The 13,860-nt window shown below is 54.4% G+C and carries 12 protein-coding genes; 5 read left to right on the top strand and 7 right to left on the bottom strand.

Features of this window, described 5'->3' with window-relative positions:
• The first annotated feature begins 146 nt into the window (after positions 1 to 146).
• The 4 genes from yihX to fabY are packed head-to-tail and all read left to right on the top strand — an operon-like array spanning position 147 to position 3,051.
• Positions 147 to 749, top strand: coding sequence for a glucose-1-phosphatase (yihX, locus tag V2154_RS21845; protein ID WP_353503801.1), 603 nt, complete (start codon positions 147 to 149; stop codon positions 747 to 749).
• Entirely contained in the window at positions 746 to 1,624 is an 879-nt protein-coding gene (locus tag V2154_RS21850; RefSeq protein WP_353503802.1) for a virulence factor BrkB family protein, read from the top strand. The genes yihX and V2154_RS21850 overlap by 4 nt, the downstream gene beginning before the upstream one ends.
• Before the next feature lie 23 nt (positions 1,625 to 1,647).
• Complete coding sequence (gene dtd, locus V2154_RS21855) at positions 1,648 to 2,085, top strand: D-aminoacyl-tRNA deacylase (RefSeq protein ID WP_034794473.1); 438 nt, start codon at positions 1,648 to 1,650, stop codon at positions 2,083 to 2,085.
• Between the two features lie 33 nt (positions 2,086 to 2,118).
• Positions 2,119 to 3,051: a fatty acid biosynthesis protein FabY gene (gene fabY / locus V2154_RS21860; protein WP_353503803.1), complete on the top strand. Its 933-nt coding sequence runs from the start codon at positions 2,119 to 2,121 to the stop codon at positions 3,049 to 3,051.
• 81 nt (positions 3,052 to 3,132) lie between these two features.
• Here fabY and V2154_RS21865 read toward each other — a convergent pair whose 3' ends face one another.
• Together V2154_RS21865 and V2154_RS21870 are read right to left on the bottom strand one after the other, a co-directional pair.
• Positions 3,133 to 4,818: an AsmA family protein gene (locus V2154_RS21865; RefSeq protein WP_353503804.1), complete on the bottom strand. Its 1,686-nt coding sequence runs from the start codon at positions 4,816 to 4,818 to the stop codon at positions 3,133 to 3,135.
• Positions 4,819 to 4,972: 154 nt separating this feature from the next.
• Positions 4,973 to 6,364, bottom strand: coding sequence for a nucleobase:cation symporter-2 family protein (locus V2154_RS21870; RefSeq protein WP_353503805.1), 1,392 nt, complete (start codon positions 6,362 to 6,364; stop codon positions 4,973 to 4,975).
• A gap of 238 nt (positions 6,365 to 6,602) precedes the next feature.
• On the opposite strand from V2154_RS21870, the gene gltS reads away from it, so the two are divergent.
• Positions 6,603 to 7,814 (top strand): sodium/glutamate symporter, encoded by a 1,212-nt coding sequence (gene gltS / locus V2154_RS21875; protein WP_353503806.1) that lies wholly within the window; start codon positions 6,603 to 6,605, stop codon positions 7,812 to 7,814.
• Positions 7,815 to 7,848: 34 nt separating this feature from the next.
• Here the strand turns inward: gltS and recG are convergent, their stop codons facing one another.
• Genes recG through gmk form a run of 5 tightly spaced genes read right to left on the bottom strand, consistent with a single transcriptional unit; the run spans position 7,849 to position 13,709 of the window.
• Positions 7,849 to 9,930, bottom strand: coding sequence for an ATP-dependent DNA helicase RecG (gene recG, locus V2154_RS21880; RefSeq protein WP_353503807.1), 2,082 nt, complete (start codon positions 9,928 to 9,930; stop codon positions 7,849 to 7,851).
• Positions 9,927 to 10,625, bottom strand: coding sequence for a tRNA (guanosine(18)-2'-O)-methyltransferase TrmH (trmH, locus tag V2154_RS21885; RefSeq protein WP_353503808.1), 699 nt, complete (start codon positions 10,623 to 10,625; stop codon positions 9,927 to 9,929). Before trmH ends, recG begins: the two co-directional genes overlap by 4 nt.
• 5 nt (positions 10,626 to 10,630) lie before the next feature.
• Entirely contained in the window at positions 10,631 to 12,736 is a 2,106-nt protein-coding gene (gene spoT, locus V2154_RS21890; protein WP_034794480.1) for a bifunctional GTP diphosphokinase/guanosine-3',5'-bis pyrophosphate 3'-pyrophosphohydrolase, read from the bottom strand.
• Positions 12,737 to 12,755: 19 nt separating this feature from the next.
• Positions 12,756 to 13,031: a DNA-directed RNA polymerase subunit omega gene (rpoZ, locus tag V2154_RS21895; RefSeq protein WP_034794481.1), complete on the bottom strand. Its 276-nt coding sequence runs from the start codon at positions 13,029 to 13,031 to the stop codon at positions 12,756 to 12,758.
• Between the two features lie 54 nt (positions 13,032 to 13,085).
• A complete protein-coding gene (gene gmk, locus V2154_RS21900) occupies positions 13,086 to 13,709 on the bottom strand; it encodes a guanylate kinase (RefSeq protein WP_353503809.1) in 624 nt (207 codons plus the stop codon).
• Between the last annotated feature and the right edge of the window lie 151 nt (positions 13,710 to 13,860).

Below are 13,860 nucleotides of genomic sequence, written 5' to 3' on the forward strand. Positions count from 1 at the left end.
TTTTCAATCGAACAGGGCGCCTTTGGGTGCCCTGTTTTTTTTGTGTTTTTTACTCAATTTACCTCGCAACCCTGTGGGCCTCTCCCTGTTCATACGACCCTTTTCCCGCTAAAGTTAAGCATCATCTTTGAAATCAGGAGCGTGCAATGCTGTACATTTTTGATATGGGAAACGTCATTATTGATATTGATTTCAAACGTGTGCTTGGGGTGTGGAGCAACCTCAGCGGTACGCCTTTGGCGATACTCAATGAAAGATTTTCAATGGGCGACGTGTTCAAGAAGCACGAACGCGGCGAAATCAGCGACGAAGAGTTCGCCACCTCGCTGTGCGAAGAAATGGGCATTGCGCTCAGCTTTGAGCAATTCAGCGCGGGCTGGCACGCGGTGTTTGTTGGGCTGCGCCCAGAGGTGATTGAGCTTTTCAAAACGCTGCGCCAGCAGGGCCATCGCGTGGTGGTGCTGTCTAACACCAATAGCCTGCATCTCGACTACTGGCCAAAACACTTCCCTGAAATCGCAGAAAATACGGATGCTATTTATCTGTCGCAAGACTTAGGGATGCGTAAGCCCGAAACCCGCATTTTCGAATACGTGCTGAATAAAGAAGGCGTTAGCGCCAGCGAGGCGGTGTTCTTCGACGACGTGCTCGAGAACGTCGAGGCCGCACAGTCCGTGGGTATCAGAGCCGTGCTGGTGGAAGACAAAAAAACCGTACCAACCTGGTTTTCTGCCGCGGAGCATGGATGAGAGTACTGTGGCGTCGAGTAAAAGCGGGCGGGCATTTTGTACACCTGCTGCTTAAGCGTGCCGATAAGGATGGCCTGACGTTACTGGCGGGCCATCTGGCCTACGTTTCGCTGCTCTCATTGGTGCCATTAATCGCGGTTGTTTTCTCGCTGTTCGCCCTTTTTCCGGTATTTTCCGAGATAAGCGAGCAGCTTAAAGCCTTTATTTTCAATAATTTCATGCCCGCCACCGGCGACGTGATCCAGCGCTACCTCGAGCAGTTTGTCGCCAACTCCAGCAAAATGACCGCCGTCGGTACCTGTGGGCTGATTATCACCGCGCTGCTGCTGATCGCCTCGGTGGACAGCGTGCTGAATAAGATTTGGGACAGCAAAAACAAACGCCCGATCGTCTTCTCCTTTGCCGTCTACTGGATGGTGCTGACCCTCGGCCCAATCCTGCTGGTAGCCAGCGTGGCGATCAGCTCCTACCTGCTCTCACTCAACTGGCTGAGCAACGTGACGGACGTGCATTCGGTGATCGACCGCGTGCTGCGCGTGCTGCCTCTGCTGATTTCGTGGATCTCCTTCTGGCTGCTTTATCAGGTCGTCCCGACGGTGCGCGTGCCGCCAAAAGACGCGTTAATCGGCGCTTTGGTCTCAGGCATATTATTTGAGCTAGGCAAGAAGGTGTTTGCGCTCTATATCCAGCTTTTCCCCTCTTATCAGCTGATTTATGGCGTGCTGGCGGTGATTCCGATCTTGTTCCTATGGGTCTATGTGAGCTGGTGTATTGTGCTGCTGGGGGCGGAGATCACCGTCACGCTGGGTGAATACCGCTCACTGCGCAAACTGCGCACTTCGGACACCGCGGCTTTAAATATCAAAGAACCCTAATGGCGTAACACGAAAGGATTTTTATGATTGCATTAATTCAACGCGTGCTGAATGCCAGCGTGACGGTTGATGGCGAAGTTTGCGGTGAGATTGGGCCAGGATTACTGATTTTGCTGGGTGTCGAACAGGGTGACGATGAGCAAAAGGCAAAAAAACTGTGCGATAAGGTGATCGGATACCGTATCTTCAGTGATGAGAACGGCAAGATGAACCTTAACGTGCAACAGGCAGGGGGCAGCCTGCTAGTGGTTTCGCAATTCACCCTGGTGGCCGATACCCAAAAGGGCAATCGCCCGGGCTTTTCGCGAGGCGCAGCGCCTCAAGAAGCCGAAAGACTGTATGACTACTTCTGCGGGGAATGCAGGGAGAAAGGCATTCCGACTGAAACAGGGCGCTTCGCCGCCGACATGAAAGTGGCACTGGTGAATGACGGACCCGTGACCTTCTGGCTACAAGTCTGATTTAAAAGGCATCGCGCCGGAGAGAATCTACCTATGTATCATTTGAGAGTTCCTGTAACCGAAAAAGAACTGGCGGCGTATTACTCCTTCCGCTGGGAGATGTTGCGTAAGCCGCTGCATCAGCCCGAAGGCTCAGAACGTGATGCCTATGACGCCATGGCACACCACCAAATGGTGGTGGATGAGCACGGCAACACCGTGGCCGTGGGGCGTTTGTATATTAATGCGGATAACGAGGCGTCGATTCGCTTTCTGGCCGTAGACCCGAACGTCCAAGGTAAAGGCTTGGGGACGCTGGTGGCGATGACGCTGGAGTCCGTTGCTCGTCAGGAGGGAGTGAAGCGCGTGGTGTGTAGTGCGCGCGAAGACGCTGAGGCATTCTTTGCCAAACTGGGTTTCGTTAACCAGGGGGAAATTACTACCCCGCAGACCACGCCAGTGCGCCACTTCTTAATGATCAAACCGATTGAGACGTTGGACGACATTCTGCACCGCCCCGACTGGTGCGGGCAGTTGCAACAAGCTTGGTATGACCATATTCCGCTGAGTGAGAAAATGGGTGTGCGCATTAGCCAGTACACCGGCCAGCGTTTCGTCACCACCATGCCGGAAGCGGGAAATCAGAATCCGCATCATACGCTGTTCGCCGGCAGCCTGTTCTCATTGGCGACGCTGACCGGCTGGGGGTTAATCTGGTTGCTGCTACGCGAGCGCCACTTGGGGGGAACCATTGTTCTGGCCGATGCCCATATTCGCTACAGCGCGCCCGTCACCGGCCGTCCGCGCGCCATCGCCGACCTCAGCTCTATCAGTGGCGATCTCGACCGGCTGGCGAAGGGGCGCAGGGCCCGCGTTCAGTTGGAAGTGAATCTGTTAGGCGATGAGCCTAACGGAGCAATTTTTGAAGGGACCTATCTCGTTTTACCGGCGTCACCGGATGCTCCTCTCGAGCCGCAGATCAACTGATAACGGTCATCCTGCGAGCAGCGCCTGCCTTGGGCACTTCAATCATTCCAGTCACTTACGGTGTAAGTGACTGGAAGTCATTCAGTTACTGCCTGCTACTATTCCCTGACTCATTTGCTGGTCGATTTGCTTGCCATCGGCGCTGAGGGCGTGAAGCTTGCCGTTGAGCGTCGGTTTGAAATCGACATTCGCCGGAAGCTGCCCTTGCAGATTGAGCTGCAAGTTAGCATTGCCCTCTAGCGGCAGGTGAGGCCATCCCCAGTTTTCTAACACGTTCGACGGCACGGCGCGCCCTGTCAGATTGAGGGAGAAATTGCGCTGCGGCTGTTGGTCAACGTTGCCCGTGGCTTCCAGCAGACCTTCTTTAGTGAAGGCGCTCATTTCGGTGATTTTGACCTGATTGTCTGCGGCTTCCAGTGCCAGAGAGGGCCGACGAACGTCGACTTTATTGAAGGTTGCGTCGCTGGCATTAAGGTTGAGTTTGCCGGACCAGATGCCCCACTCGTGGTTACGGGCCAGAAGTAAATCGCTGCCGTAGCCGTCGAGCGCGGTGAGCTGGAAGGGGAACTGCGGCGAAATATCGATGATCAGATTGCGGTTGGTCATCAACTTGCCGACATACACCTCGGACAGCCAAGACGGCAGGGTTTGCAGCCAAAGCTGGCGCCAGTTTTGCGGCAAAGTGTATTCCAGCGCGGCAACCGTCAGTTCATCTAACTGTAAGCGCTTGTTGGCGCGAGTCCAGCTGCCGGTGGTGCGCAGCAGGCCGCCTTCCCAGCGCCCGCTCACTTGGCGAATGGCGATGCCCTGCGGCGAAAGGTCCAAATTCACTAACGGGTCGATGACATGCAGACTGCCATTGATCATCTCGGTGGCGTTGAGTGAGATTTCACCATCTTCGCTCTGCCAGTCACCGTCTTGCAGATTGACATCTTTCACTGACAGGTCGACATCGCTGAACGCCCAGTCTTGCCCTTGCAGGCGAGCATCAATCAGGTCAAAACGCTTAATACTGACTTTTGGTAACTTGTGGGCGTCTTGTAAGAACACCGACAGCGGCTCGGCGGTTTGCAGGCGGACATTGCTCAAACGCACGTTGTCGATAGTCCAACTGCCATCTGCCGCTCGGCTTGCCTTGCCGGTTAACTGGCCGCGAGCCAAGTCGCCGCCGAAGTTGTTCAGCGTGAGTTGATTATTGTTAATCTGACCTTGAACCAGAATGTTTTCAGCAGGAATGCCGTTGAGGGTCAGCGCAGAGGCACTAAGCTGGAACTCGGCATTTTCGCCAAGCACGCGCCCGGCCTTGGGCTGCCAAGGATAGATGCCAGCATTCACTTTTTGGCCATCAATTTCCCAGTCGTTCACATCACCGACCAGCGCCATTTTGCTCAACTGAAGCGTGTTGGCCTGAATCGGCAAATTCAACGCGGAAGGGTTGAGATTGAGACGCCCGTTGATGAGCGTGATGCGATCGAAGAATTTGGGATCGGTGATTTGGCGCCAGCTCAGGTCGAGATTTACCTGTGCCGCATTCAGCGCGTCCGGCTGGTTTTTGGCCCCCAATGTCACATCATTGAGCACAATGCGGCCTGGTTCTGACCAGCCGTGATCTATTTTTCCGACTGATAGGTGGTAGTTACTGTTGCCAGTGATCCATTGGCTGACTTGCGTCGCCGCCCAGCGCGTTTGCAACAGCACATAGAGCAGCACAACCGCCAGCACCAACAGCAGGACTAATGTCAGCAAAACTTTACCGATAAATTTCATCGTCTAAATCCGTATCCGTCGGGAAAGGAGTGTAAGAGTACCTTGTTTATGCCGTAAACAGTGGCCTTTCTCAATAGGTTAGCATGACAGAGACAAGAAAATGCGGCGAGGGTTCCAGACCTCTCGCCGCAGTTGCAGGGGTTACAGCGGATGTTTATTTTTCGTGCGGGAAAATCAGGTTCAGCACAATGGCGGTAATGCCGCCAGCCGCAATACCCGAGGAGAGCAGGGTTTTCAGCCAGTCCGGGGCGAATTGCAAAATCAGCGGCTGCTGGGAAACGCCCATGCCGACGGCCAAAGAGAGCGCCATGATCATAATCGCCCGGCGATTCAGGCGCTCGCGGGAAACAATGCGCACACCGGATGCCGCGATAGTACCGAACATCACGATGGTCGCGCCGCCCAGCACCGGCTCAGGAATATGCTGCACAAAGCCCGCCACGGCGGGGAACAGGCCCAGCGCGATCAGCATCAATGCCACCACAAACCCGACATAGCGACTGGCAACGCCGGTTAACTGAATCACGCCGTTGTTCTGGCCGAAGCAGGAGTTAGGGAAGGTGTTGAACACGGCTGAAAGCATCGAGTTCAGGCCATTGGCTAATACGCCGCCTTTGATGCGCTTCATATACAGCGGGCCGCTGACCGGCTGCTCGGAAACGTCAGAGGTGGCGGTAATGTCGCCGATGGTTTCCAGCGAGGTCACCATGAAAATCAGCATCAAAGGAATCAGTAAGTTCCAGTCGAAGCCCAGCCCGTAGTACAGCGGGGTCGGCAGCGTAACCAGATTGGTCTGTGTCGCCGGAGCCGAGTCTGGCAGCATGCCCATCAACCACGCGGCGACGTAGCCCACGGCCATTGCGATCACCAGCGAGGCGACGCGCAGGTAAGGGTTTTTCTGGCGGTTGAGCAGGATAATTACTACCAGAACCACGGCGGCCAGCAGCAAGTTCTTCGGCGCGCCAAAGGTGTGATCGCTCATCGCCGTGTAGCCGCCGCCAATTGACGTCAGGCCAACTTGAATCAGCGACAGGCCGATAATCATTACTACAATGCCCGACACCAGGGGCGTGATCACCCGGCGGGCCAGATGCAGGAAGCGGGAAAGAATGATTTCGGTGCAGGACGCCACCATTAGGGTGCCGAACAGCGCCGCCATCATGGTTGGGACATCCGCGCCGCCGTTTTTCAACGCCATACCGCCCATGATTAACGGCGCGACAAAGTTAAAGCTGGTGCCCTGAATGGAGAGCAGCCCGGAGCCGACCGGCCCCCAGGTTTTAATTTGCAAAATGGATGCGAGGCCGGACGCAAACAGCGACATGCTAATAATGTGCTGAGTATCCTGCGCCGGCAGGCCGAGTGCCTGACAAATAAGCAGCGCGGGGGTGATTACGGCCACGAACATCGCCAATAAGTGCTGACAGGCGGCAAACAGGGTTTGCGGCAGCGGCGGGCGATCTTCAAGGCGATAAATCAGTTCACTGTGCTGTGGGCGGGAAAGTTCGGCGTGCTGTGCGTCTGTCTCGGCAGATTGCGTACTCATGATTTGGGCGTCCATAAAGCGGCAAAGCGGGCATTTTTCATGAAAACCTTTCCAAAAGCAATCGATTGCGAAACCAAATTTTTGAGAGAAAACGCTAATTCTCGTCGCACGTTGACACTGTTTTTCTTGCACTGAATTGCCTATCTGACTTCTAATTCCCTCTCAAGAAAACAACAGCGATCCGGAGTTCTTATAACTCAATAATAATTATGGATTTTTGCACACATGGAGCATTTCAATGATTCATCTCGATACCTATGGCACGCTGGTTGCCGCGACGTTAGTCCTCCTTTTAGGCCGTAAGTGCGTCCAATCAATCTCTTTCCTTAAAAAGTACACCATTCCCGAACCCGTTGCGGGCGGTTTGCTGGTGGCTTTCTTACTTTTACTTGCTAACCAACTCTTTGATTGGGAAGTGAGTTTTGATATGTCGTTGAAAGAACCGCTGATGTTGGCCTTCTTCGCCACCATCGGCCTGAATGCCAACCTTGCGAGTTTGCGGGCGGGAGGTAAGGCACTGGCCTTGCTGGTATTCGTGGTGCTCGGGTTACTGCTGCTGCAAAACGCCATCGGCATTGGCATGGCGAAACTGCTCGGTCTCGACCCGCTGATGGGCCTGCTGGCTGGCTCTATCACCCTTTCCGGCGGGCACGGAACGGGGGCGGCGTGGAGCAAGCTGTTCGTAGAGAAATACGGCTTTGAGAATGCCACCGAAGTCGCGATGGCCTGCGCCACCTTCGGCTTAGTGCTGGGCGGCATTATTGGCGGCCCGGTAGCGCGCTATCTGGTGAGCCACTCTTCGACACCCAACGGCACGCCGGACGACGCGGCTGACCCTAGCGCATTCGAAAAACCGGCCGTCGGGCGCATGATAAGCTCAATGGTTCTGCTGGAAACCATTGCCCTGATTGCTATCTGCCTGACGGCGGGCACTCACGTTTCCAAGCTGCTGCAAGGCTCGGCCTTCGAAATCCCGACCTTTGTTTGCGTGCTGTTCGTCGGGGTTATCCTCAGTAACCTGCTGGCGTGGTTGGGGTTCTATCGCGTCTTCGACCGCGCGGTTTCCGTACTGGGTAACGTCAGCCTTTCGCTGTTCCTTGCGATGGCTTTGATGAGTTTGAAGTTGTGGGAGATGGCGTCGTTGGCGCTGCCGATGATGGCAATCCTCGGCGTTCAGACTCTGTCGATGGCACTGTACGCGATTTTTGTGACTTACAGGGTGATGGGGCGTAACTACGACGCGGCGGTACTGGCGGCGGGACACTGTGGCTTTGGTCTGGGAGCAACGCCGACCGCGATCGCCAACATGCAGGCGATCACCAACCGTTTTGGCCCGTCGCATTTGGCGTTTCTGGTGGTTCCAATGGTAGGAGCATTCTTTATTGATATCGCGAACGCGATTGTCATCAAGCTGTTCTTACTGCTGCCTGTTTTCCCAAGCGTGGCGTGATGTGATTGAGTGCCAGGGACGGCACTTAACTCATCTAGGCGTTGGTGTAGCGCACTCTTTCAGGCAGCCAGCGCTCAATCAGCGCGTGTGCATGTTGCGGGAACTGCTGTTGCAGGTAACGCGCAATGCGCTGCACTTCGGGGATCATCGCTTGATCGCGCAGTAAGTCTGCCACTTTAAACTCTGCACTGCCGGTTTGTCGGGTGCCCAGTAACTCGCCCGGCCCACGAATTTCTAAATCTTGTTGAGCAATCACAAAGCCGTCGTTGCTATCGCGCAGCACTTGCAGGCGAATCTGCGCCGTTTTGCTCAGCGGCGTTTTATACAGCAGCACACAGTGCGAGGCGACAGCGCCACGGCCGACGCGCCCGCGCAACTGGTGAAGCTGCGCCAGACCTAGTCGCTCAGGGTTCTCAATAATCATCAGGCTGGCATTTGGTACATCAACCCCTACTTCAATCACCGTGGTGGCGACCAGTAATTGCACTTCGCCCTGCTTGAAAGCCAGCATTACCGCCTGTTTTTCTTGAGCTTTCATTCGCCCATGAACCAGCCCAATTTTTAGTTCGGGCAGGGCTTCTTTTAAGCCTTCCCACGTCGCTTCGGCAGCCTGGGCTTCCAGCATTTCCGACTCTTCAATCAGCGTACACACCCAGTAAGCCTGACGATTTTCCTGCTCACAGGCGCTTTTCACCCGCGCAATGATATCGCTGCGGCGAGTGTCTGGAATGGCGACCGTGGTCACCGGCGTTCGGCCCGGCGGCAGTTCGTCGATGACGGAGGTATCAAGGTCGGCATAGGCAGTCATCGCCAGCGTTCGCGGGATGGGCGTGGCGGTCATGATCAGCTGGTGCGGGTGGAATCCCTGCTGTTTGCCTTTTTCCCACAGCGCCAGACGTTGATGAACCCCGAAACGGTGCTGCTCATCGATAATCACTAAGGCGAGAGAGGAGAAGAGGACCTGCTCTTGAAATATGGCGTGCGTGCCGACGACCATGGAAACTTCGCCGCTGGCGATAGCCTCTTGCTGAGCCTGGCGGGCTTTGCCTTTCTGCTTTCCAGCGAGCCAGCCCACCTTAATACCCAGCGGTTCGAACCACTGGCGGAAGTTATTGGCATGCTGTTCGGCCAGCAGCTCCGTCGGCGCCATCAGCCCAACCTGTTTACCTTGCGCAATGGCGCAGAGCGCGGCCAGTGCGGCAACCAGTGTTTTACCCGAGCCAACGTCGCCCTGAACTAATCGCATCATCGGGTAGTTTTTGGCTAAGTCCTGTTCGATTTCGGCCACCACGCGCTGCTGCGCGCCGGTAGGGCTGAAAGGCAGCGAAGCTAAAAACTTATCTTTCAGGCGGTCATCGTGCTTAAGCGGCAAGGCTTTATAGCTTTGAGTGCCGGCCCGGACGGCGAGCATGCTGAGGTTATGAGCGAGTAACTCCTCCATAATCAGCCTGCGCTGCGCGGGGTGCTGGCCTTTTTCCAAATCGGCTAACTGAATATCTGGGGGCGGCCGGTGCAGAAGATGCAGGGCTTTCGGCAGTGAAATCAGCGTCCCGCTGAGTTCATCGGGCAGCAGTTCGGCAATCGGCACGGTGTCGAGTAGCTCAAGGGCTTGATCGGTGAGCTTACGCAGGGTTGCCTGGCGGATACCTTCCGTCGTCGGATAGACCGGAGTCAGAGACTCTTGCAGCACGACTTCGCTATTTTCGCCCTGAATGCGATATTCAGGGTGAATGATTTCTGCGCCGATGGTGCCACGCTTAATCTCGCCATAGGCGGTAACGCGCCTTCCGGGAGCGAGGCTGTTTTTCATTGCCGCATTGAAATTGAAGAAACGCAAAGTGACCATGCCCGTGCCGTCACTAATCTGGCAGGTCAGCATTCGGCGTCGGCCAAAGCTGATGTCGCTGCGCAATACTTCCCCTTCTATGGTCGCAAAAATGCCCGGAAGCAGGTCATTGATGGCATAGAGGCGGGTGCGATCTTCATAGCGTAGGGGAAGGTGGAGCAGTAAGTCCTGAATGGTTTCGAGGCCGAGTTTAGCCAGCTTATCAGCCTGACTAGCCCCAACGCCGGAAAGCGACGTCAGAGGGATGGCATCGAGCAGGCGGCCCTTCATCTTCTTTTAACCGTCATTTGCATTGCAGACCACCATTCGTCATCAGCCACGATTTGCCCGGTTTCGTCGATCAGCGGGCGAGGAAGTTTTTTGCGTTTCGCGACGTTAGATAATACAGGATAGCCCCCCTCAAAAAGCAGGCGCTGCTGCTCTTTGTGAGCTAACGGACTGATTTCACGCTGATACATCCCGGCATTTTGCCGCTGGCGCTGTGCTTCATACAGGATGAGTGCAGAGGCGACGGAGACATTCAGCGACTGAACCATGCCCACCATGGGGATAACGATATCGCTATCGGCTAACGCTAAGGCTTCGGGGCTGATACCGGTTTTTTCCTGACCGAGCAGAATGCAGGTCGGGCGAGTGTAGTCGATGGTGCGAAAGTCTACCGCTTTGTCGGAAAGGTGAGTGGCCAGCACTTGCATCCCTTTCGCTTTCATTTTGGCGACGGCGGATTCAATGGTTTGGTGAGTTTTCACCTGCACCCAGCTGTTACTTCCTGCAGCGGAGGAAACCAGCGTACGCATGCGACTTGAGGGCCAAACCGCGTGGACTTCGTGAACGCCAACGGCATCTGCCGTGCGGATAACCGCGGCGATATTATGCGGCTTATGCACTTCTTCCATGCATGCCGTCAGGTCTGGCTGCCGGGCTGCAAGCATTTCGCAGATGCGCGCATAACGTTCAGGAGTCATGACGGCTAGTTTCGATTACGGCTGACTTTAATCACGTCCGGCATGATGCGGATTTTGCGCATGATATTTGCCAGATGCACGCGGTCGCGGGTCGTCAGGCGAATAAAGGCGCTATAAACCCGTCCATCTTTTTCTTCGGTACTCAGACTCTGAATGTTCGACTGGGCAGCATTGATAGCAGCCGTCAGGTTCGCCAGCGCGCCCTGATGATTGAACATATCAACTTTGATTTCCGCGATAAACTCTTGGTCTGTTTCTTGGTCATCCCAATCTACAGCCATGAATTTCTCAGGCTCTTTCTGGTATCCGCGAATGTTACGGCAGGATTCGTGGTGAATAACGAGACCTTTACCCGGGCTGACGTGGGCAATAATCGGGTCGCCAGGAATAGGGCGGCAGCACTTCGCGAAGGTGATCAGTACGCCATCTGCGCCTTTGATTGGCAGATTGCGCGTGCCGCTGCTCGCCATAGACGACTGGTCGCCCATGAGATTTTTGGCAACCACCACGCTCATGGCATTACCCAAGCCGATTTCAGCCAGCAGGTCATCCATCGCGGTGAGCTTCATGCGATCCAGCTCGTTTTTGATGTTTTCTGGCGGCAGGTCGGAAATCTTTTTACCACTACCCAATGCGTGATTGAGCAACCGGCGACCGAGTGAAACGGAGTCATCACGTTTCAAGTTCTTGAGCATTTGGCGGATTTTGGCGCGAGCGCGTGAGCTCACCACAAAGTTTAACCATGCCGCATTAGGACGCGCGCCAGGTGCCGTAATGATCTCGATAGTCTGGCCGCTGGTCAGTGGTTGCGAAAGCGGGTAAGGCTGTCTGTCGACGCGCGCACCGACACAGGCGTGGCCGATGTCAGTGTGAACTGCGTAGGCGAAGTCGACAGGCGTCGCGCCAGCAGGCAGTTCAACAATGCGGCCTTCTGGGGTGAAGACGTAAATTTCATCAGGGAAGAGGTCTGATTTTACGCTTTCAATGAATTCGAATGAGTTACCGGCACTTTGCTGGAGCTCAAGCAGGCTTTGCAGCCAGCGCTGGGCGCGGATCTGCGCCGTCGTGCTATTTTCACCATTCTCTTTGTAGGCCCAGTGAGCGGCAACACCCATTTCGGCCATCTGGTCCATATCTTCGGTACGGATTTGCACTTCAACCGGCACGCCGTGGGGGCCAATGAGTGAAGTATGCAGAGATTGATAGCCGTTGGCTTTTGGAATGGCGATGTAATCTTTGACTCGGCCCGGGCGCGGTTTGTACAGGCTATGAGCCTGGCCTAACACGCGGTAGCAGGTGTCGAGTTCTTTGACGATGACCCGGAATGCATAGATATCCATGATGGAATGGAAACGCTGCTCTTTCAGGTGCATCTTGCAGTAGATAGAATAGAGGTGCTTTTCGCGACCACTCACCCGACACTGAATTCCGGCTTCGGTCAGACGCCCTTCAATTTCAGAAAGTATCTTCTGAATCATCTCTTTACGATTACCGCGAGCGGCTTTCACCACTTCTTTAATGACGCGATAACGGTTTGGATACAGGGCTTCAAAACCTAGCTCTTCGAGCTCAGTTTTCAGATGGTGAATACCCAAACGGTGTGCCAGCGGGCTGTAAATTTCCAGCGTTTCGCGGGCAATACGGCGACGTTTATCCGGGCGCAAAGAGCCCAGTGTGCGCATGTTATGGGTACGGTCAGCGAGTTTGATCAGAATGACGCGGATGTCTTGCACCATCGCCATGATCATTTTGCGGAAGTTTTCCGCCTGCGCTTCTTTCTTATCTTGGAACTTCAGCTTGTCCAGTTTTGAAACGCCTTCGACCAGTTCGGCAACGCTTTTGCCGAACAGTTGCTCCATATCCTGGTATGTCGCAGGCGTGTCTTCGATGACGTCATGTAATAACGCCGCCATCAGAGTCTCGTGGTCGAGCCTCATTTCAGCCAAAATACAGGCTACCGCTACCGGGTGAGTAATGTAAGGTTCACCGCTCGAGCGAGTCTGCCCCTCGTGCGCGTCCCGCGCGACGAGGTAAGCCTGCACGAGGCGCTTGATTTGCTCCTCTGGCAGGTATTTTTGAATCAGTTGATTCAGGCTTTCAAAGATGTACAAGTGAGATCCGTTTCGTTAATTAACGACGGCCTTCAGCGATGGCAGTCACTGCCTGAATCTCTGCGGCTTCCTGCTCTTGTTGCTCCTGACGATCGCGAACGTCGAGGATCTGATTAGTAATCAAACCTTCTTCGATTTCACGTAGGGCAATAACAGTGTATTTATCGTTTTCTTCAGCAACCAGTGGATCTTTACCACCAGATTGCAGCTGGCGTGCGCGACGAGCAGCCACCAACACCAGGTCAAAACGGTTACCAATTTTCTCTACAGCGTCTTGAACAGTTACGCGTGCCATATATGTGCTACTCCACAGGGTGACGAAAGACTGGGCATAATACTGAAAGTGACTTCAGTCTGCCAATAGTTTGGTGATTAATCCGTCATGGCGAAGCTTTTGACGGCTCAGACGCAGACGTTCGGCGCGAATAATGGTTTTTAAATCCGATAAAGCCAGATCAAAATCATCGTTCACAATTAAATAGTCGTACTCAGCAAAGTGGGTCATCTCCGCGACGGCTTGCGCCATGCGTTTAGCAATGACTTCTTCGCTATCCTGTCCGCGGCCACGCAGGCGGCGATCCAGTTCGTCTTTCGACGGCGGCAATACAAAAATGCTGCGCGCTTGCGGCATCTTTTTACGAATTTGCTGCGCGCCTTGCCAGTCGATGTCCAAAAACACGTCAACGCCTGATGCCAGAACTTGCTCAATCGCTTCGCGCGAAGTTCCGTAGTGGTTACCGAAAACTTCAGCGTGTTCGAGGAAAGCATCTTTAGCGATCATCTCGCAGAATTCTTCTTTCGAGACGAAGAAATAGTGTTCTGCATGTTTCTCTCCCGGGCGAACTGCGCGAGTCGTATGGGAAATGGAAACTTGAGTATCGTAAAGAGGCTGAGTTTTCAGCAAAGCCTGAATCAGACTTGATTTACCTGCTCCACTGGGTGCGGAGATAATATATAGCGTGCCTTGGACCATGATGACGTTTCAACTGAATAGGTTGATAGGAAGTGTGCGAAGAGTGATCTTCCGCACAGTATACACGCTAGCCGCTTCTGGTGCAGCGTTGAGACGTATTTCATCGCAACATCTGTGGATAAAACAGCGCTAAAAGTCATTTTTCCACGAT

This window comes from Ewingella sp. CoE-038-23 (genome assembly GCF_040419245.1).
GTDB classification, from domain to species: domain Bacteria; phylum Pseudomonadota; class Gammaproteobacteria; order Enterobacterales; family Enterobacteriaceae; genus Ewingella; species Ewingella allii.

Coding starts and splice junctions, on each gene's coding strand:
- yihX (WP_353503801.1), top strand. CDS start 147: ATGCTGTACATTTTTGATATGGGAAACGTCATTATTGATATTGATTTC.
- V2154_RS21850 (WP_353503802.1), top strand. CDS start 746: ATGAGAGTACTGTGGCGTCGAGTAAAAGCGGGCGGGCATTTTGTACAC.
- dtd (WP_034794473.1), top strand. CDS start 1,648: ATGATTGCATTAATTCAACGCGTGCTGAATGCCAGCGTGACGGTTGAT.
- fabY (WP_353503803.1), top strand. CDS start 2,119: ATGTATCATTTGAGAGTTCCTGTAACCGAAAAAGAACTGGCGGCGTAT.
- V2154_RS21865 (WP_353503804.1), bottom strand. CDS start 4,818: ATGAAATTTATCGGTAAAGTTTTGCTGACATTAGTCCTGCTGTTGGTG.
- V2154_RS21870 (WP_353503805.1), bottom strand. CDS start 6,364: ATGAGTACGCAATCTGCCGAGACAGACGCACAGCACGCCGAACTTTCC.
- gltS (WP_353503806.1), top strand. CDS start 6,603: ATGATTCATCTCGATACCTATGGCACGCTGGTTGCCGCGACGTTAGTC.
- recG (WP_353503807.1), bottom strand. CDS start 9,930: ATGAAGGGCCGCCTGCTCGATGCCATCCCTCTGACGTCGCTTTCCGGC.
- trmH (WP_353503808.1), bottom strand. CDS start 10,625: ATGACTCCTGAACGTTATGCGCGCATCTGCGAAATGCTTGCAGCCCGG.
- rpoZ (WP_034794481.1), bottom strand. CDS start 13,031: ATGGCACGCGTAACTGTTCAAGACGCTGTAGAGAAAATTGGTAACCGT.
- gmk (WP_353503809.1), bottom strand. CDS start 13,709: ATGGTCCAAGGCACGCTATATATTATCTCCGCACCCAGTGGAGCAGGT.